Below are 17,716 nucleotides of genomic sequence, written 5' to 3' on the forward strand. Positions count from 1 at the left end.
GTAGGTGTAGAGCAGTTCCTTGCCGGACGGTTTGTGGAACAGCGAGCCGACCCGGCCGCCCAACCCCGGCAGCACGGTGACGCGCAGTCGGTCGTTCTCGATGACCAGGGTGTCCAGCGAGGCGGGAGCGCGCTGCCTGCCGTATCCGTCGAGAATCCGGGTGGGCAGAACGGAACGCAGCGGGCCGTAACCCACCTGCCGGGCCATCTCTGCGGGGAGCGCGGCACGTTCGGATTCCGCCAGGGTGTGCGCCTCCTCCAGCGGCAGCAGCGCGGGCAGCGGATTCTCGGGGCCGAGGGGTGCGGCGGGCAGGGTCAGAGTGTCGCGTCGTACGGTCGTGGCCACGGCAACCTCGCTCCTTCATGCGTCTCCACGGGCGCCGCCGCCATACCGGGACCCCCGATGACCATGGAACACGGTCACGCCCGGCGCGCCAGATCGTCCGGATCGTCCCGGACGGTGAAGTCACCGCCACGACCGGGCTGTTGGTGGGGGGCGAGCGGGCTGCTGGTGGGGCCGGCGGGTCGTCAGCGAGGGGCGGGCGGGCTACCTGCGAGGGCGGGGCATCGGCGGAGGCGGGCGGGCTGTCGGGCCGGCGGCGGGGACCGGCGGCGGAGCGAAGAGATTCTCAGCGCCGCACGAAGAACCTGCCGCACAGCCACCCGACGACGGCTGTGGCCAGCAGCGCTGCCCACAGCGGCATGGAGATTTCCGGAATCAGCAGCCGGATCCTGGCGTGCCTGGTGTTCTCGAAAATGAAGATGACCGCTAGGACGGAGAGCACCGCGATAACGAGCCTGCCGGGCGTGACCAGGCCGCCGTCGCGCGAGCCGCCGGCATTCTTCGGAGTCATGACTTCACCTTGGGCAGCCCGCCCGCCATGCGCCCGGCAGGCCGGTCCTACCGTGTGGGTGCCTCACCCGAAAGAGTGAGCCGCAGCGCGCTGGCCGCCGCGTATCCCGTGGGCACCGGCAGGTCCGTCAGCCGCCAGCCGGGCACCGCGGCAGGCTCACCGAGCGCGCTGACGTAGGTGACCGAGGGATCCTCGCCGAGCCCGGAGCCCGTCCCCTTGAGATACGCCTCCTTCCGCGTCCAGCAGCGGGCGAACGCGGCGGGCAGCTCGGCATCCGCCACCGCCCTCAGCTCGGACTGCTCACGCGGGTGGAGCGCACCCAGCGTCTCGGTGGCGCTGCGCAGCGACGGGTGCTCCTCGACATCCACGCCGACGGGCACGGCGGCGAACGCGAGCAGTACGAGATCGCCCGCGTGGGAGAGCGAGAAGTGCAGCGGATCGCCCGGCACACCGGGCCGACCGTGCGGGCCCCCGCACACGGGGCAGTCCGCGCGGCCGAGGCGGACCTCACCGGGCGCCACCCCCAGCAGCACGCCCAGCTCGCGGCGGAGCGCGAGGTGCGCGACCAGATAGCGATCGCGGTCGGCTTCGTGCATGAACACGGCGGCGCGCTCGCGCTCCTCGACGGACAGCTGCTCCAGGGCTCCGGGCTTCCGCGCGTCGGCAGCATGCTCGGATACGCGCACCACGTGAACAGCGGGGCAGCGAGTGGGGTCGGGGTCGGTGGTCCCGGACGCGGCGGTGGTCATAGGTGGAAAATACCCGACCAAGGTGACACTGCGCTGCCCCGGACCCCACACAACTCCGCCCCCGCGAAAGCCCCTTGCGCCGGGGTTTTGTGCGCGACGGCAAGAGCCGGGGGGCAGGGCAGGGGCAAGGGCCGGGGTCAAGGAGCAATGGGCGGGGCAGGGGGCCAGGGCCACGGCCAGGGGAAAAGTGTTGGGGCAGCGACATCGTGCGGCCTACGGTGGGGGCCCCTCCCCCCACCCCCTCCCCTCGCCCCCTGGATCGCGCTGTGACCGAACTCTTTCCGCCGACGCTGCCCGTGCTCAACGACATGCGCCGCACCGCCGACGGGCGCGCCTGGCTCGCAGGGCTGCCCGCGCTGGTGGAGACGATGCGCGAGCGGTGGCAACTGCGCTTCGGTGCGCCCTACCACGGCGGCAGCTGCTCCTGGGTGGCGCCCGTCGAACGGGCCGATGGCACCACCGCCGTGCTCAAGCTCACCTGGCCGCACCCCGAAGCCCGGACCGAGGGTGCGGCGCTCGCCCTGTGGGACGGGAACGGTGCCGTGCGCGTGTACGAGCGCGACGCGGCGCTCTACGCCCTGCTGCTGGAGCGCTGCGAGCCAGGCACTGAACTCGGCCGCGCCGAGGACATTCCGGCCGACGACCGGCTCCTGCTGGCCACCGATGTGCTGCGCCGGCTGTGGTCGGCCGACACCGAGCGGGCGCGGGCCCTCGGCGTGGGCAGTGTGCGTGGGGTCGCGGCCGAGTGGGCCGATCTGGCCGACCAGCGCGCGGACCGTGACTGGCCCGCCGAGCTGGATGCGGGCCTGTTCCGGCTGGGGTCCCGGCTGCTGCGGGATCTGCCCGGCTCAGCGCAGCGCGAGGTCCTCGTCCACGGTGACTTCAATCCCGGCAACCTCCTCTCCGCCCGGCGCGCCCCCTGGCTCGCCATCGATGCCAAGCCAATGACCGGTGATCCGGCCTTCGAGCTGTGGCCACTGCTCGAACAGGTCGATGATCCCTTCGCCCATCCCGACCCGCACCACGTTCTGCGCCACCGCACGGCCCTCGTGGCCGAGGCTCTGGATGAGGATCCGGCCCGTATCCGGGCCTGGTCGGTGGCCCGCCATGTCGAGTACGTGCTCTGGTCGGTCGAGGAGGACGAGGACCTTGGCCGCAGCGTCCAGATGATGCGACAGGCACGCATCCTCGCGGACGTCGCGGAGCTGTGACCGGCCTCCGGCTCCCTCTTCTCTGCCTGCTCTCTCTGCTCCCTCCCGTCGGCTTGCTTTCTCGGCTCCCTCTTCTCACTCTCCAACAGCGCCTCCTGCCAGCTCCACTGCCACATCCAGGTGACCCATGTGGCGGGCGTATTCCTGGAGGAGGTGGAAGAGGATCCAGGCCAGGGTCGGCGTCTCCTCCTGGGTGGAGAAACCCCCGCCCACCCCGGCCCGCTGATCCAGTTCCGCCGCGGCCGTGATCTCCCGCGAGCGTGCGCACTGGGCCTCGAACGCCTGGATGACGTCCGCGCCGCTGAGTTCCTCGGGTACGTGCCAGCCGTTGTGGCCGTCGTGGTCGCCCCAGGGGTCCGGCACCTTCTCTGCCAGGAACCCCCACACCAGCCAGCGCCGTTCGACATGCGCCAGGTGGCGGACCAGTTCAAGTGGTGTCCAGCCCGAGGGCAGCCGTCCGATGCGCAGCTCGGTCTCCGACAGCTGGGAGATTTTCCGCAGCAGGGCGTGGCGGTAGTAGTCGAGGTAGCCCTCCAGCAGGGTGTGCGGGTCGGCGAGTGCGGGGCCGGGCTCGCCTTCGGGAAGGGGCGGAGTGTTCATGAGCCGAGTTCCAGACTCGGCACGTCCTGTCGGCTCAGCCCGAAGGTCTGGTCGTAGAGCGACAGTTCGGCCTGGAGTGCGCGCACGATGGTCTCGGCCATGCGGAAGCCGTGCCCCTCACCCTCGAAGGCGATGTAGGCGTGCGGCACTCCTGTGCCTTTGACCTCTTCCAGGAACCGCTCGCACTGCACCGGGGGGCAGATCACGTCGTCCAGCCCCTGGAGCAGGAGGAACGGGGCCGCCACTCGGTCTGCCCGGTGCAGCGGTGAGCGTTCGCGGTAGCGGCCCGGGCACTCCGCGAGCGGGCCGACCAGCGACTCAAGGTACTGCGACTCGAAATCGTGCGTCTCTCCTGTGGCCCAGCCCTCCAGGTCGAGGATGGGGTAGGTGACTGTGCCGCAGGCGTAGAGGCCCTTTGTGGCGGGAGAGGTCAGCGAGGCCGCGCTGGTCCAGCCGCCGGCGCTGCCGCCTCTGATGGCCAGGCGGGCGGGGTCGGCTGTGCCTTCGTCGGCGAGGGTGCGCGCCACGGCCGCGCAGTCCTCGACATCGACCACGCCCCACTGTCCGCGCAGCCTGTTGCGGTACTCCCTGCCGTAGCCGGTCGATCCGCCGTAGTTGACTTCCGCGACGCCGATGCCGCGCGAGGTGAAGTAGCCGATTTCCAGGTCGAGTACCAGGGATGCCCGGCTGGTGGGGCCGCCGTGCACCCATACGACGTAGGGCGGAAGCTCGTCGGCGGGTGCCGAGCGGTCGGGGTGGTGGGGCGGGTAGATGTGGGCGTGGATGTCCCGCCCGTCGTGTGCTGTGAAGGTGCGGATCTGCGGCTCGGGGTAGTAGGCCGGGTCGATGTGGTCCTCGTGCTGGGCGGCCAGCACAACCGTGTGCCCGGTCCGGGTGTCCAGTTCCACGATCTCGTAGGAGGTGCGGGGGCTGGCTGCTATGCCGGTGACACGGGTGTCGGTGACGGCGAGCGCGGGCGCCCACTCCGTCCAGGGGCCGGCGGTGTCCACCAGTTCGCCGGTTTGCGGGTCGAGCACGCCCAGTCGCTGTGCGCCGCGCCCGTGCAAGGCAGCGATCAGTCCGCCTGGCAGTGGGGCGAACCAGCGCTGGCCGATCTTCCAGATGGCCCCGGCGAATTCCTCCTCGCGGGGGCAGAGCGGCACGGGGACCGGCCGTCGCGTGCCCGCAGTCTCCGTTGCCGTGACCTGTACTCGCTGGAGGTTCCACCAGCCGCTCACGTCAGAGGCGATCAGCAGCGAGCCGTCGTGGGCGAATTCGGCCTGTGCGACGGACTCCTCGGGGCCCCCGGCTACGACCCGGGTGCTGCTCAGGGTGCCGTCTTCGGCGATTTCGGCGACCTTGACCCGGGTGCCGTCCCAGGGCATGGCGGGGTGGTCCCAGGCGAGCCAGGTGGCCCGGCGTCCGTCGGGGGAAAGGCGCGGCCCGGTCACGAACCGGTCCTCGTCCGCGGTCAGTTCCCGCACCCGGGCGCGGTCCGTCGCGGCGGAACCGTCGAGGGGTACGGCCGCCAGCACTCGGCGCAGCTGGGTGGGGCCGTCTCCGGTGAACTCCTCCAGCACGCACCACACTTCGCCGTGCTCGGGCACCACGATCGGGTCGCACCAGCGCAGTCCGCCTTCGGTGGCGGGTGAGAGCGGTGTCAGTGGCCTGGGCCCGCTCTCGTCCGGCGCGTCGGGCTCCAGGGCGTAGAGCCGCTGGTCGGCGAAGTGGGTGAAGACGACCAGCGGTCCGCCTTCGGCCCGGGGCACGCCCGCCCAGGGCAGGCCGCCGTATTCGATGACGCGGTTGCGGACGTTCCACGGTGCGGGCAGCACGCTGACGGCGGGGCCCCTGCTCTCGCCGGTGAGCCGCATCAGGGCGCGCCGTCCGCCTTCCTGGGGGCGGGGTTCGGTCCACCACAGTTCGTCGCCGACGGCGCCGAGGAATTCGGGCCGCCCGTCGTGCGCGGCGGCGAGTGCGGCGTCGATGGGCGAGGGCCAGGTGCCGTAGGGGGCTTGGAGGGGCATCGGGTCAGCCTCCTGACGGGGTGGGGGCGTCGTCGTGGGCGGTGGGGCGTGGGCTGCTTGGCCCGCAGGTGCCGTCGGCCAGGAGGACCCGGTCGAGTACTCGGACGCCGAAGTGCAGGGCTTCGACGGGCACGCGCTCGTCCACGCCGTGGAACAGGGCCTGGTAGTCGAAGCCTTCGGGCAGCTTGAGGGGGGTGAAGCCGTAGCCCACGATCCCTAGGCGGGAGAACTGTTTGGCGTCGGTGCCGCCCGACATGCAGTACGGCAGGGCGTGTGCTCCGGGGTCGAAGTGCTCCAGCGCCTGGCTCATGGCGGCGAACAGCGGGGAGTCCACCGGGGCTTGGAGGGGGGTCTCGCGGTGCTGGAAGTCCCATTCGACATCGGGGCCGGTGAGCTGGTCGAGGGTGGCGTGGAACTCTTCCTCGGCGCCGGGCAGCATCCGGCCGTCGACTCTGGCGGTCGCCGTCCCGGGGATCACATTGATCTTGTAGCCGGCGTCCAGCATGGTCGGGTTGGCGCTGTTGCGCACGGTGGGTTCGATCAGTGCGGCGGCGGGCCCCAGCTTTGCCAGGAGCGTGTCCACTTCGGTGTCGGTCAGCTCGGGTCCGGGGGCTTGGAGGCCGCGCAGCTCGGCGAGGCGGGCGAGCGCCGCGCGGGTGGTGGGGGTCAGCCGGACGGGCCACTCGTGCTCGCCGATGCGGTGGATCGCGGCGGCGAGCCTGCTGACAGCGTTGGCGCGGTTGATCTTGGAGCCGTGTCCGGCGCGGCCGTGGGCGGTCAGTTTGAGCCAGGCCGTGCCCCGTTCTCCCGCCCCCACGGGGTAGAGCCGCAGCCCGTCTCCGGTGTGGAAGGTGAAGGCGCCCGACTCGCTGATGCCTTCGGTGCAGCCTTCGAACAGCTCGGCGTGCTGCTCCGCCAGGTAGTCGGAGCCGAATTCGGCGCTGTCCTCCTCGTCCGCTGTGAAGGCGAGGACGATGTCGCGCGGCGGGCGCACTCCTGCCCGCGCCCAGGCGCGCACCAGGGAGAGGACCATGGCGTCGGCGTCCTTCATGTCGATCGCACCGCGCCCCCACACCACCCCGTCGCGGATCTCACCGGAGAACGGGTGAACGCTCCAGTCGGCGGGCTCGGCGGGCACCACGTCCAGGTGGCCGTGCACCAGCAGGGCGCCGGCTGTCGGGTCGGTGCCCTCGATCCTGGCGACGACGTTGGTGCGGCCGGGTTTCTTCTCCAGCAGTGCGGGCTCGATACCGGCTTCGGCGAGCCCGGCGGCGACGTATTCGGCGGCCTGCCGCTCGGAGCCCTCGCCGCCGCCCCTGTTGGTGGTGTCGATGCGGATCAGCTCCGAGGTGGCCGTCACCACCTCGTCGAAGACCCGGGTGTCCAGGTGGTCGGGGACGCCAGGCGTCATGGTGCCTTCCTCCAGCTCAGCCATACTGCTCCTCCACGGCGGAGGAGACGACGGTGGTGACGGCCTTGAAGCAGCGGATGGCGTCGTAGGCGCTCGGGGAGGTGTAGGTCACCCGGCGCTCGCCCGACGGTTCGACGCCGGGGACGACTGTCGCGGCGCCCACCAGGTGTTCGGCGTCGAACTCGATCTCGATCGTGTGCGGTTCAGTGTTCTGGGGGGTGTGGCGCACGGCCAGTGGTGCGGCGCGCTGTGCGGCGGCTTCGATGTCCGCGGCTGTGCGGGTCGGTGTGCGGCAGACGGCGGCGTAGCGCGACACGTAGTCCTTGACGGCGACGCCTTCGGCTTCGGGGGCGTAGCCCTTGGCGTCCTCGATGGTGCGGTCGTCGCCGGTGACGAGGATGACCGGGACGCCCAACTCGGCGACGACCAGGGTGTTGAGGTAGCCCTCGCTGGCGCGTACGCCGTCGGCCCATACGCCGGTCAGGGTGTTGGCGAGGTAGGTGTGGGCGAGGACGCCTTCGGTGCCGGCTCCGGTGTGGTAGCCGATGTAGGCGATGCCGTCCACGTCGGCGCGCTGGGCGCCTTCGACCATCGAGAGCGATTTGTGTCTGCCGGTGAGCATCTCCACCCGCTCATCCAGCTTTTCCAGCAGGAGGTTGCGCATCGTCCAGTGCGCTTCGTTGATGAGCACCTCATCGGCGCCCGCGGCGAAGAAGCCTCTGACGGCCGCGTCCACGTCCGAGGTGAACATCGATCGGCAGCGCTCCCACTGGGGCGTGCCGGGCAGCACGTCTGCGGGCCAGGTGACTCCCGTGGCGCCCTCCATGTCGGCGCTGATGAGGATCTTCATGGCCGGAACGTTACGCGGTCGCCAAACGCCAGGACACCCCTGTGGATAACTCCACTGGTCCACACCAGCTGTTTCCACTCGGGCGGGTGAGCGAGTTATCCACACCGCCCGCTGACCTGCGCGTTCAGCGCGGCGAGCGCCGGGTCGTCGAGGAGGAGGGGGCGGCTGACCTCCAGTACGGGGCAGCCCAGTTTCAGGACCCGGGCCACGAGCCGCGCGGCGGCTTCACGGCCGGGGCGGCCGAGCATGCCGGGCAGCCGGGCGGCGAGTTCCGCGGCCTCGGGGAACCAGCGGTGCGGGCCGAAACCGGGGGCGAACCTGGCCCCGCGCAGGCCGCGTTGGCGCTGGAGCCTGGCCGCGTCCACCGCGAGCACCAGCAGCCGGGCGGAGGACGGGGCGGGCAGCGGATAGGCCCACCACAGCACGTCGGCCCGCCCGGCGGTGTCGGCGCGGTCGGCGCCGGCGGTGACCCGGGCTCTGCCCGCCATGAGGTCTCCCGCGCCCGCGAGGTCTCCGGCACCGTCGAGCCAGTGGTGGTCGCCGGGGCGCGCGGCGGCGTTCAGCGCGCCTGTCACGGGCAGGATTTCACCGGCCGGCATCCCGACGGCGTGCTGGCGGCGGTGGCCGAACAGGGCGCGTGCCCCGGCACCCCAGTGCAGGATGGTGCCGCGCGCGTCGATGGTGATGGCGGCGGTGGGCACGCAGCCGCGTACGGCTACGACGTTCTCCGCCGTCCCTGGCCCCTGGGCGATGTCCGGCTCACTTTCCATGGAAGCCAGTCCTCCCTTCCGGCGGTGGCCGGTCCCGGGCCGCTCCTGGCGCGGCCACGTCCACGGTAGAGCGGATGGCCGGCCAGGGGCGGGGCAACGCACGAACGGGGGGTGCGCCGGAGCGGAATGGCGCGGAAGGGAGCCGGGAGTGAGCCCCCGGCCGGTGTCCCGGGCCGGTCCGCCGGGGCGTCAGTCCTCGTGGCCGAGTTGGAGGTCGCGCTCGGTGCGGCCTCCGCCGGCGATGTGCAGCACGGTGGCGACGGGCGGGTATCCGGCGGCTACCACCGTGTACTCGCCGGACGCCAGATCGACGAAGCGGAAGATGCCGTCCGCGGCCGTGGTCGCGGTGTCCACCACGTTGCCGGCCGCGTCCAGGAGGGTGACCCTGGCGTCCTCGACGGGCCTGCCGCCGCTGGCCCGCACGGTGCCGCGCAGCACGGCGCCGCCCGCCAGTTCGATGTCCTGCCGGGTCTCGCGTGACGCCTGCACGGAGACGGGGAGCGCGGCGGGGCGGTAGATGGGGGCGCTCGCGGCCAGGGTGTACTCCCCCGCGACGAGTTCGGTGATGACGTAGGTGCCCTCCCGCCCGCTGCGGGTGCTTGCCACCACTTCCCCGCGTACGTCGGTGAGAGTCACCACGGCGTCCTTGACGGGCGTGCCGTCGGCGGTGAGCACGCTGCCCGCCAGCCGGCCCGCGCCGCCCAGCACCACGTCGAGATCGACCGGCCGCTCCCCGACGGTGACGCTGACGGCGCGCGGCTGGTGCCCTCCGGCGGCGGCGATGAGCACATAGGCGCCCTCGCCCGGGGTGCTCAGCGCGTAGCGGCCGTCATCGCCCGTCGCGCCGCGTCCGATCTGCCGTCCCGAGGTGTCCACCAGGGTGAGCGCGGCGCGGGGCACGGTGCTGCCGTCGTGGTGGCGGACCGTGCCGCACAGCGGGACTCCCGCCGCGTAGGGCACCGGCTGGAGCTGGGGCGCCGCGCCGCCGGTCTCCGCCGCCGGGGCGGGGGCCGGTGCGGGGAGGTCGTCGGCCGCGCGGGCCTGGGGGACGGACATGTGCTGAGACACCAGTGGTTTCTCCTTGAGGAAGAGGGCCAGCCCGAGTCCGAGGGCGAGCACCGGCACGAGGTAGAGGAAGATCCGCGGCATCGCGTCCGCGTACGCGTGGATGTAGGCATCCCGCAGCGGCGCGGGCAGCGCGTGCACCAGTTGCGGGGTGACCGAGTCGGGGTCGGGCAGCTCGCCGTCGCGTGCGTGCGGCATGTCGCGCAGGAGCGCGTCGGCCAGGCGTTCGGCGAGGAGTGTGCCGAACAAGGCGGCGCCGACGCTGCCGCCGATCTGCCGGAAGTAGTTGTTGGCGCTGGTGGCCGCGCCGAGGTCGGCAGCGCTCACGGAGTTCTGCACGGCCAGGATCAGCACCGGCAGTACGAAGCCGATACCCAGGCCGAGGATGCCGGACCAGATGCCGAAGACCTGGCGGGAGGTTTCCTCATCCAGCTTGGAGAGCAGCCACATCCCCTCGGCCGAGAGCGCGCAGCCCAGGATGGGAAAGATCCGGTAGTGGCCGGTGCGCGAGATGAGCTGGCCCGCGAGGGTGGAGGAGACGACGACGCCGCACATCAGCGGCAGCATCAGCAGCCCCGAGCTGGTGGCACTGGCGCCCTCGACCATCTGCAGGAAGCTGGGCAGATAGCTGGCCGCGCCGAACAGGGCGATGCCGATCGCGGCGCCCACCAGGCCCGTGATGTTGAAGACGGAGTCGCGGAACAGCCGCAGCGGCAGGACGGGTTCGGCGGCCCGGTGTTCGGCGACGAGGAACAGCAGCCCGCTGAGCGCCGCCCCGGCGGCCAGGCCGACGATGACGCGATCGCCCCATTCGTAGGTCGTGCCGCCCCAGCTGGTCAGCAGGACGAGGCAGGTGGAGAAGGCCGCCAATAGCAGCGCGCCGAGCACGTCGAGCCGGGGGCGTACGCGGGGGCGGGGCAGTTTGAGGGCGAGCGCCGTGACCACCAGGGCGAGGAGGCCGACCGGCACGTTGAACCAGAAGCACCAGCGCCAGGAGTGGGCGTCGGTGAACCAGCCGCCCAGCAGCGGGCCGGCCACCGAGGCCAGGCCGAAGGCGGCGCCGATCAGGCCCATGTAGCGCCCGCGTTCGCGAGGCGGTACGACGTCGGCGATGATCGCCTGGACGCCGATCATGAGGCCGCCCGCGCCCATCCCCTGGAGGGCGCGGTAGACGATCAGCTCCTGCATGGAGCCCGCCCAGCCTGCGAGGGCCGATCCGGCGGTGAAGACGGCGATGGCGAAGAGGAAGAGTCCCTTGCGGCCGAAAAGGTCACCGAGCTTGCCGTAGACGGGCAGTCCGATGGTGGCGGCGAGCAGGTAGGCGGTGATCGCCCAGGACATCTGCCGCAGTCCGTCGAGCTCTCCGACGATCTTCGGAAGTGCCGTGGCGACGATGGTCTGTTCGAGCGCGGCGAGCAGCAGCGAGAGCATGAGGGCCCCGAAGACGAGCCGCAGGCGGCGCGGGCTGAGCGCCGCGCCCTGCTGCGCCGGGTCAACGGCCTGCGCCGTATCGGTTGCCTGCGCCGTATCCGGTGCTTGCTCCGGGCCCGTGGTCCGCGCCGGGTCCGGGGGCTGCGGCGGGTCCGCCGGCTCCCCGGGGCCCTGCCATCCGGTGCGCCCGGACTCCGGCCCGGCATCCGATGGCGGGTCGGGCCACGCTTCCGGCGCGGGCTCCCGCACGGTGGCCCACGCGGGGTCTCTGACCGGCAAGGACTGAACGGACTCGACTGTTTCCGGCGGAACATGACCGGGTGCCGGCCTTTCGGAGGGGCTGGGCGGGGCCGGCTCCTGTCCAGGAGACACCGGTCCGGTCGGCTCCCAGGCGAAGTGCCCGCCCCAGCCGTGTGCCAGGTACGGGTACTCGACTCCTTCCGGCACCGCGCCGCCCGGCGCCGCGTCGCCCGCCGCCGCGCCGCCCCGCATCGCGGTGCCCGGCACGGCACCCGGGAGACCCGGCGCCGCCGGTGTCCGCTCCGGTGTCCGCTCCGCCGGGGCCTCGTAGCCGCCGGGGATCTCGACGCTGACCTCGACCGCCGCCGGTGCCAACGCGGGGCGGTGGTCCCGCACTTCGGGTGGCGTATCGCCGCCGTACGCCCGCCATGCGGGGTTCTCATCGTCCTTGCTGTCGAGGATCGCCCCGCTGGTTCCGCCCATCGCACTCCCCTTGCCGCTTCATCCGGGGGAGTATTTCTCGCATTGCACGACAAGAGCGTTCAAGCAAGGTCCGGGCGCGTGCCGTGGGCGTCAGGATCCTCAATTCCGTTGCCCGGGGCGTCTGTCGGGCGGCCGAGCAGGGGCTTTCGCCGCGGGGCCGGTACCACCGGCGCACCTCGGCCCCGCGGTGAAAACCACTCGTTCCGGTGAGCGGCGCGACGCCCCGCCGCGCTACTCCGTTGCCGCGCCGCCCTGTTCGGCATGCGCGGCCAGGCGGCCGAGCAACTCGTCGTAGATGCGGGCGAGGCCCTTGGGGGCGAAGGTCTTCTCGAAGAAGCCGCCGATGCCGCCCGCGCCGTTCCACACGGTCGTCACGGTGACCCGGGCGGTCTTCTCCTTGCTGCCGGGGGTCACACGCCAGGTGGTGACCATCGAGGAATTCCGGTCCTTTTCGACCAGCTCCCCGTCGGAGGGCTCGGTGACGTCGAGCAGGCAGTCGCGGATGCGCTTGCTGGTGGCCTGGAGCTTCCAGTGCACGACGGTGCCCGCGCCGTCGCCCCCCTCCTTGACCTCGTACTCGCTGAAGTGCCCGGGAAGCAGCTCGGCCCGGGTCTCGCTGTAGTCGGCGAGTGCGTCGAACACCTCGTCGGGACCGGCGGCGATCTCCCGCTGTGTGGTCGCCTCGACCTGCGCCATAACTCCTCCAGTGGTGGGCGCCCCACGGGCTTCCGCGGGGCGCTGCGGACATGGCGCCCAGCCAATCACCCTCGCGTCGGCCGCCAAAATCCGCCTTGACAGAGATCCGGGGAACAGGTGTTCTATTCTGGACGAGCAAGCGACAGCGCCGCCAGAAGGACGCGACACCACCACCGAGGAGGCCGCACATGCGCTGGGACGAACTGAGCGACAAGGGGCCGACCGCGGCGCCGGCGCTCTTCGGGACCTCCGCCGTCACCACCCGGACGTTCGACACCCCCGAGTTCCGGGGGATCACCTTCCACGAGGTCAGGGCCCGTTCCCTGGTGAACAGGGTGCCCGGAGCGTCCCGGATGCCGTTCGAATGGACGGTGAATCCGTATCGCGGCTGTTCGCACGCGTGCGTGTACTGCTTCGCCCGGCGCAGCCACAGCTATCTCGACCTGGACACCGGGGAGGGGTTCGACTCCCAGATCGTCGTCAAGGTCAACGCACCCGAGCTGCTGCGCAAGGAACTGAGCGGTCCGCGCTGGTACGGCCAGCACATCGCCATGGGCACCAATGTCGACTGCTACCAGCGAGCAGAGGGCCGATACCGGTTGATGCCGGGCATTTTGACCGCGCTGCGGGACTGCGCCAACCCGTTCTCGATCCTCACCAAAGGCACACTCATCCTGCGCGACCTCGACCTGTTGCGCTCGGCGGCGGCCGTCACCGACGTCGGGGTCTCCGTCTCGGTCGGCTTCACCGACGAGGAGCTGTGGCGCACGGTCGAGCCGGGCGCGCCCGCTCCGCAGCGGCGGCTGGATGTCGTCCGTACGCTCGCCGGGCACGGCATCCCCTGCGGGGTGCTGATGGCGCCGGTGATCCCCTTCCTGAGCGACTCACCCGCGCAGCTGCGCCAGACCGTCCGCGCCATCGCCGCGGCCGGTGCCACCTCCGTCACCCCGCTGGCCCTGCATCTGCGGCCCGGAGCGCGCGAATGGTTCTTCCGCTGGCTGACCGGGCATCACCCGCACCTGGTACGCCACTACGAGGCGCTCTACGCCAACGGCCCGTACGCGCCCAAGTGGTATCAGCGACGCATCACGCGCCAGGTGCACGAACTGGCGGCCGAGTACGGCGTCGGCCCCTCCTCCCCCGGCGCGGCCCGGCGCATCGAGTCACCGGCCAGGACCGCACCCTCCGCGCCGGAGGAACGCCCGGCGCGGGAGGCGGAGGACGCGCACTGCACCCAGCTCACCCTGCTCTGACCTGCCGCCGACCACCGCTCCGCCCCGGCCGACGAGCAGCGGGCAGCGGGCAGCAGGCAGCAGGCAGAGCGGGCGACGGGCCGCACTGTCGGACCCGTATGCGAGTCTCTCGGCATGTCACCGCTCACTCACATCGCCACCCCTGACGGTCTCGCTCCCGGCAACGGCTTCAGCCATGTCGTGTGGGGAGAGGGCAGATTCGTCGCGGTCTCGGGCCAGGTGGCCGTCGATGCGGACGGCAAGGTCGTGGGCGAAGGCGATCCGGCCGCGCAGGCGCGGCAGGTGTTCGCCAACCTCCAGCGCTGCCTGGAGGGCGCGGGGGCCACCTTCGCCGATGTCGTGAAGTTCACCTTCTTCGTGACCGACTTGTCGGTGATGCCCGCGCTGCGGCAGGTCCGGGACACCTACCTCGACCCCGAACGGCTCCCCGCCTGCAGCGCGGTCCAGGTCGCCGGGCTGGTGCGGCCCGAACTGCTCATAGAGATCGAGGCGTTCGCCGTCGTCGGGTAGGCATCGCAGCCCGCCCGCCGCGCGGCAACGGCCCTGTGCGCCGCGCGGCATCGGCCCCCCGGCGGGCGGTGTCAGTCCTCGTGCGGCGGCGCGTCGTCGTTGCCGCGCCGAACGGTGCGCAGGGGGCGGCCCGGGTGCCAGATCCTGAAGACGATGCCCGGATCCTCGATGGAGACCCCGACCACCTCCGTCAACTCGGCCCGGAACAGATGGAAGGTCTCCGGCACCCGCCCCTCGGGCGCACCGGCCGCCCAGCGCTCCAGCCCCGCCTGTTCCCGAACCTCCACGGCGCGCCCCGAGACCCGGAGGTCGCCCTCGTCCATCCCCGATCCGGCGCCCGGATTGGCGTGCAGGCAGAAGCGGGGGTCACGTCGCAGGTCCAGCGCCTTGAGCGAGCCGGGCATCATGCCCAGCCCACGGCTCGCCCTCCCGGAAGCCGACCTCCAGGCCGGTGAGCCGGGGCGAGCCGTCCTTGCGCAAGGTGGCGAGCACGTGGTGCGTGTGGCGCTCGAAGCGCCGCCGCCGCGCCCCGGCCGGCGAAGTGCGGCTCCGCCTGCGCGAAGCCCGCCCGGCTCACACCGGCCCCCTCACCCGCGCCCGACTGCTCGCCTCTCCCCTCCCCCGGTTCGCCCCTCAGCCCCTCCGTCGGCTCGGTTGTCGGCTCTTGTGCCCGCTCGCTCCTCGTCATGCGGGAAGCTGGCGCGGCAACCGGACATCTTCTGTCGGGTATGGCGGCCAAGGCCGGGGAAACTGCGGAGTCAGGTATGGCGGCCGGCCGAGGACGGGGCGGGGATGCGGGCCAGCGCGGCCTTCGCCGAGGGGGAGAGCCTGTGGTGTTCGGCCGCGGCGTCGAGCACGGGCACCGCGCGCTTGTCGCCGAGGGCGCCGAGTCCCAGGACGCACGCCTCGGCGATCGGCCAGTAGTGCAACGGTCCGATGAGCAGCCGCTGGAGGACGTTGATCAGCGTGGGGACCGATTCGGGGGCCCGCAGCGCGGTGAGTAACCGTACGGGGTAGAGGGCGTAGGCGGTGCGCAGTTCGTTGGTGGCCAGGGCTGCCGCCGCCTTGGCCGTGCGGGGATCGCGCAGCTTCTCCAGCGCCTGTGCCGCGCTGGCGCAGCGCGTGGGATCCCGGTAGTTCAGCATGAACACGAGGGTCTCGAAGGCCCTGCTGTCTCCCGCGCTGCCCAGCGCGAAGGCCGCGATCTCGCGGGCCCACAGCGGCCGTTCGGCCTCCACGAGCACGGAAGCGAGCTGGTCGCGCGCCTCCGGGCCGCGCTGCCTGGCCAGCGTGACCAGACGTGCGTACTCGACGGGCTCGGCCTCTGGCCGCACTCGGTCGATCAGCGCTCGGAATGCGTCGCCCACTACGCTTCCCCCTCACCTGCTGTGTGCCACAGCCTCGGAAGTGCTCCTGCCCCTGGCATTCTGGTTACCCACGAGTTACGGTGCTCATCAGAGCGGCACCCCCGCTCAGGCGGCCTGGTGACGCAGCCGCCGAGAGTGACGTCGGTTCGGCGCGGAGCACCGCGCATACGGCACGGCTCACGGCCGGGCCCCGGGACAGGGCCCGCCGAAGGGGCCTGACCTGTAACTCCCCTGCCTGCGGCGTACGTACGCCCGTGCGCCCGGTAGTGCACAGAACCCTCACCCTCATCAGCCGCGCCCCGTGTCCGGGGCCTGTGTCGCACCCTCTGGAGTCCCGTGATGGACCGTCCTCCCCTGCGCACCATCGCCGTCGTCGGCCTCGGCACGATGGGCACCGGCATCGCCGACATTCTCGCCCGCGCCGGGCGAGAGGTCATCGGCATTGACACGAACGAAGCAGCCGCCCGGCAGGCCGTCGCCGCCCTGGAGGCGTCCACGGCGCGGGCCGTGCGGCGCGAGCGGATGACACAGAGCGAGCGCCAGGAGGTGCTGGCGCGGCTGCGGACCCGCACACGGGTGGAGGCAGCCGCGGAGGCGGACCTGGTCATCGAGGTCGTGCCCGAGGACTACGACACCAAGTGCCAGGTCTTCGCCGCCCTCGACGCCGTCGTCAAGCCCGGCACCATCCTGGCCACGGGCACCAACGCGCTGTCGGTGACACGGCTGGCCGCCGACTCCGACCGGCCCGAACGGGTCCTGGGACTGCACTTCTTCAACCCGGCGCCGGCCATGAGACTGGTCGAGATCGTCTCCTCGGTACTGACCTCGCAGGAAGCGGTCACCGCCGTCACCGCGCTGGCACGGGAACTGGGCAAGGATCCGATCGCGGTCGGTGACCGTCCCGGATTCGTCGCGGACGGCCTGCTGTTCGGCTATCTGAACCAGGCCGCCGCGATGTACGAGTCGCGCTACGCCACTCGCGAGGACATCGACTCCGCCATGAGGCTGGGCTGTGGCCTGCCCATGGGCCCGCTCGCGCTGCTCGACTTGATCGGAGTGGATACGGCGCGCACCGTTCTGGACGCGATGTACGACCGCTCGCGCGACCGGCTGCATGCCCCCGCGCCGGTACTGCGCCAGCTTTCGGACGCCGGATTGACCGGCCGCAAAGCGGGGCGCGGCTTCTACACCTACGAGGCGCCCGGCAGGGGGACCGTGGTCCCCGACGCGCTCACCCCCGATCCGGTCGCACCCCGCGCCGGAGGCCGTCCCGTCGCCGCGGTGGGCGTCGTGGGGTCGGGGACGATGGCCGCCGGCATCGCCGAGGTCTTCGCCAGGGCCGGCTGTCCGACGGTGCTCGCCGCCCGGAGCGAGCACAAGGCGCGGGCGGCCAAGGACAAGGTGGCGGGGTCGCTGGAACGCGCGGTGCGCAAGGGGCGGTTGAGTGCGCGGGAGCGGGACGGGGCGCTCGCGCTGATCTCCCCCGCCGGGTCGCTCGCGGCGCTGTCCGGGGCCGATCTGGTCATCGAGGCGGTCGCCGAAGATCTCGCGGTGAAGCGGCAGTTGTTCGCCGCGCTGGATGAGGTGTGCAAGCCGGGCGCGGTGCTGGCCACCACCACCTCCTCGCTTCCGGTGATCGCCTGCGCCCGCGCCACCTCCCGCCCCCGGGACGTGGTCGGCATGCACTTCTTCAACCCGGCCCCGGCCATGAAGCTGGTCGAGGTGGTGGCCACGGTATTGACCGCCCCGGACAGTCACGCCACGGTCCGCGAGGTGTGCGCGCGGGTGGGCAAGCATCCGGTGGACTGCGGGGACCGTGCGGGATTCATCGTCAACGCGCTGCTCTTCCCCTACTTGAACAACGCGGTGAAGATGCTCCAGGAGCACTACGCCTCGCTCGATGAGATCGACGCCGCGATGAAGCTCGGCGGCGGCTACCCGATGGGCCCGTTCGAGCTGCTGGATGTCGTCGGGCTGGATGTGTCACTGGCCATCGAGCAGGTGCTGCACCGCGAGTTCCGCGACCCCTCCCTGGCGCCCGCGCCGCTGCTGGAACACCTGGTCGCGGCAGGGTGCCTGGGCCGGAAGACCGGGCGCGGCTTCCGCGAGTACGCGCGCCGGTGACCGGCGGCCACGAGGGGTGGGGCGGGCTGCTGGATCCCCGGCAGGCCGCCCCGCCCACCGGAGCGGTCACGGCATG

14 protein-coding genes and 2 pseudogenes are annotated in these 17,716 nt (G+C 72.0%); 4 read left to right on the forward strand and 12 right to left on the reverse strand.

Annotated elements, in window-relative coordinates; translation table 11 throughout:
• Positions 1 to 6: 6 nt before the first annotated feature.
• The 3 genes and pseudogenes from ABD339_RS23025 to ABD339_RS23035 all read right to left on the reverse strand — a co-directional run.
• Positions 7 to 345 (reverse strand): annotated as a pseudogene (locus tag ABD339_RS23025) (DUF5107 domain-containing protein); the annotation flags it as partial.
• A gap of 283 nt (positions 346 to 628) precedes the next feature.
• A complete protein-coding gene (locus ABD339_RS23030) occupies positions 629 to 853 on the reverse strand; it encodes a LapA family protein (protein WP_344568325.1) in 225 nt (74 codons plus the stop codon).
• 47 nt (positions 854 to 900) lie between these two features.
• Entirely contained in the window at positions 901 to 1,602 is a 702-nt protein-coding gene (locus ABD339_RS23035; RefSeq protein WP_344568326.1) for a 4'-phosphopantetheinyl transferase family protein, read from the reverse strand.
• A 266-nt stretch (positions 1,603 to 1,868) separates the two neighbouring features.
• Here ABD339_RS23035 and ABD339_RS23040 point away from each other — a divergent pair, with 266 nt between their 5' ends.
• Complete coding sequence (locus ABD339_RS23040) at positions 1,869 to 2,813, forward strand: aminoglycoside phosphotransferase family protein (protein ID WP_344568327.1); 945 nt, start codon at positions 1,869 to 1,871, stop codon at positions 2,811 to 2,813.
• Positions 2,814 to 2,888: 75 nt separating this feature from the next.
• On the opposite strand, the gene ABD339_RS23045 is transcribed toward ABD339_RS23040, so the two are convergent.
• The 7 genes from ABD339_RS23045 to ABD339_RS23075 all read right to left on the reverse strand — a co-directional run bounded on the left by ABD339_RS23045 (position 2,889) and on the right by ABD339_RS23075 (position 12,386).
• Complete coding sequence (locus tag ABD339_RS23045) at positions 2,889 to 3,413, reverse strand: DinB family protein (RefSeq protein ID WP_344568328.1); 525 nt, start codon at positions 3,411 to 3,413, stop codon at positions 2,889 to 2,891.
• On the reverse strand, positions 3,410 to 5,440 hold the full coding sequence (locus ABD339_RS23050) for a S9 family peptidase (RefSeq protein WP_344568329.1): 2,031 nt from the start codon (positions 5,438 to 5,440) through the stop codon (positions 3,410 to 3,412). Before ABD339_RS23050 ends, ABD339_RS23045 begins: the two co-directional genes overlap by 4 nt.
• 4 nt (positions 5,441 to 5,444) lie before the next feature.
• Positions 5,445 to 6,875 carry a M20/M25/M40 family metallo-hydrolase gene (locus ABD339_RS23055; protein ID WP_425576067.1) on the reverse strand — a complete coding sequence of 477 codons (1,431 nt, stop codon included), beginning with the start codon at positions 6,873 to 6,875 and terminating at the stop codon, positions 5,445 to 5,447.
• Positions 6,868 to 7,701 carry a M55 family metallopeptidase gene (locus ABD339_RS23060; protein ID WP_344568330.1) on the reverse strand — a complete coding sequence of 278 codons (834 nt, stop codon included), beginning with the start codon at positions 7,699 to 7,701 and terminating at the stop codon, positions 6,868 to 6,870. Before ABD339_RS23060 ends, ABD339_RS23055 begins: the two co-directional genes overlap by 8 nt.
• 95 nt (positions 7,702 to 7,796) lie before the next feature.
• Entirely contained in the window at positions 7,797 to 8,471 is a 675-nt protein-coding gene (locus ABD339_RS23065; RefSeq protein WP_344568331.1) for a PAS domain-containing protein, read from the reverse strand.
• A 189-nt stretch (positions 8,472 to 8,660) separates the two neighbouring features.
• Positions 8,661 to 11,690, reverse strand: a complete 3,030-nt coding sequence (locus ABD339_RS23070; protein WP_344568332.1) for a DHA2 family efflux MFS transporter permease subunit — start codon at positions 11,688 to 11,690, stop codon at positions 8,661 to 8,663.
• A gap of 231 nt (positions 11,691 to 11,921) precedes the next feature.
• The gene (locus ABD339_RS23075; protein ID WP_344568333.1) at positions 11,922 to 12,386 is read right to left on the reverse strand and encodes an SRPBCC family protein; all 465 of its coding nucleotides are present in this window, start codon (positions 12,384 to 12,386) and stop codon (positions 11,922 to 11,924) included.
• Between the two features lie 188 nt (positions 12,387 to 12,574).
• Here ABD339_RS23075 and ABD339_RS23080 point away from each other — a divergent pair, with 188 nt between their 5' ends.
• Together ABD339_RS23080 and ABD339_RS23085 are read left to right on the forward strand one after the other, a co-directional pair.
• Positions 12,575 to 13,639 (forward strand): Rv2578c family radical SAM protein, encoded by a 1,065-nt coding sequence (locus ABD339_RS23080; RefSeq protein WP_344568334.1) that lies wholly within the window; start codon positions 12,575 to 12,577, stop codon positions 13,637 to 13,639.
• 114 nt (positions 13,640 to 13,753) lie between these two features.
• Positions 13,754 to 14,149, forward strand: coding sequence for a RidA family protein (locus ABD339_RS23085; RefSeq protein WP_344568335.1), 396 nt, complete (start codon positions 13,754 to 13,756; stop codon positions 14,147 to 14,149).
• A gap of 71 nt (positions 14,150 to 14,220) precedes the next feature.
• Here ABD339_RS23085 and ABD339_RS23090 read toward each other — a convergent pair.
• Together ABD339_RS23090 and ABD339_RS23095 are read right to left on the reverse strand one after the other, a co-directional pair.
• A pseudogene (locus ABD339_RS23090) lies at positions 14,221 to 14,726 on the reverse strand (pyridoxamine 5'-phosphate oxidase family protein).
• A gap of 181 nt (positions 14,727 to 14,907) precedes the next feature.
• Positions 14,908 to 15,516 carry a HEAT repeat domain-containing protein gene (locus ABD339_RS23095; protein ID WP_344568336.1) on the reverse strand — a complete coding sequence of 203 codons (609 nt, stop codon included), beginning with the start codon at positions 15,514 to 15,516 and terminating at the stop codon, positions 14,908 to 14,910.
• 339 nt (positions 15,517 to 15,855) lie between these two features.
• On the opposite strand from ABD339_RS23095, the gene ABD339_RS23100 reads away from it, so the two are divergent.
• A complete protein-coding gene (locus ABD339_RS23100; RefSeq protein ID WP_344568337.1) occupies positions 15,856 to 17,640 on the forward strand; it encodes a 3-hydroxyacyl-CoA dehydrogenase family protein in 1,785 nt (594 codons plus the stop codon).
• The last annotated feature ends 76 nt before the right edge of the window (positions 17,641 to 17,716 follow it).

This window comes from Streptomyces axinellae, from assembly GCF_039532135.1.
Lineage (GTDB): Bacteria > Actinomycetota > Actinomycetes > Streptomycetales > Streptomycetaceae > Streptomyces > Streptomyces axinellae.

What these genes read in the sequence shown, in the direction of transcription:
- ABD339_RS23030 (WP_344568325.1), bottom strand. Translation starts at nt 853, where the DNA reads ATGACTCCGAAGAATGCCGGCGGCTCGCGCGACGGCGGCCTGGTCACG.
- ABD339_RS23035 (WP_344568326.1), bottom strand. Translation starts at nt 1,602, where the DNA reads ATGACCACCGCCGCGTCCGGGACCACCGACCCCGACCCCACTCGCTGC.
- ABD339_RS23045 (WP_344568328.1), bottom strand. Translation starts at nt 3,413, where the DNA reads ATGAACACTCCGCCCCTTCCCGAAGGCGAGCCCGGCCCCGCACTCGCC.
- ABD339_RS23050 (WP_344568329.1), bottom strand. Translation starts at nt 5,440, where the DNA reads ATGCCCCTCCAAGCCCCCTACGGCACCTGGCCCTCGCCCATCGACGCC.
- ABD339_RS23055 (WP_425576067.1), bottom strand. Translation starts at nt 6,875, where the DNA reads ATGGCTGAGCTGGAGGAAGGCACCATGACGCCTGGCGTCCCCGACCAC.
- ABD339_RS23060 (WP_344568330.1), bottom strand. Translation starts at nt 7,701, where the DNA reads ATGAAGATCCTCATCAGCGCCGACATGGAGGGCGCCACGGGAGTCACC.
- ABD339_RS23065 (WP_344568331.1), bottom strand. Translation starts at nt 8,471, where the DNA reads ATGGAAAGTGAGCCGGACATCGCCCAGGGGCCAGGGACGGCGGAGAAC.
- ABD339_RS23070 (WP_344568332.1), bottom strand. Translation starts at nt 11,690, where the DNA reads ATGGGCGGAACCAGCGGGGCGATCCTCGACAGCAAGGACGATGAGAAC.
- ABD339_RS23075 (WP_344568333.1), bottom strand. Translation starts at nt 12,386, where the DNA reads ATGGCGCAGGTCGAGGCGACCACACAGCGGGAGATCGCCGCCGGTCCC.
- ABD339_RS23080 (WP_344568334.1), top strand. Translation starts at nt 12,575, where the DNA reads ATGCGCTGGGACGAACTGAGCGACAAGGGGCCGACCGCGGCGCCGGCG.
- ABD339_RS23085 (WP_344568335.1), top strand. Translation starts at nt 13,754, where the DNA reads ATGTCACCGCTCACTCACATCGCCACCCCTGACGGTCTCGCTCCCGGC.
- ABD339_RS23100 (WP_344568337.1), top strand. Translation starts at nt 15,856, where the DNA reads ATGGACCGTCCTCCCCTGCGCACCATCGCCGTCGTCGGCCTCGGCACG.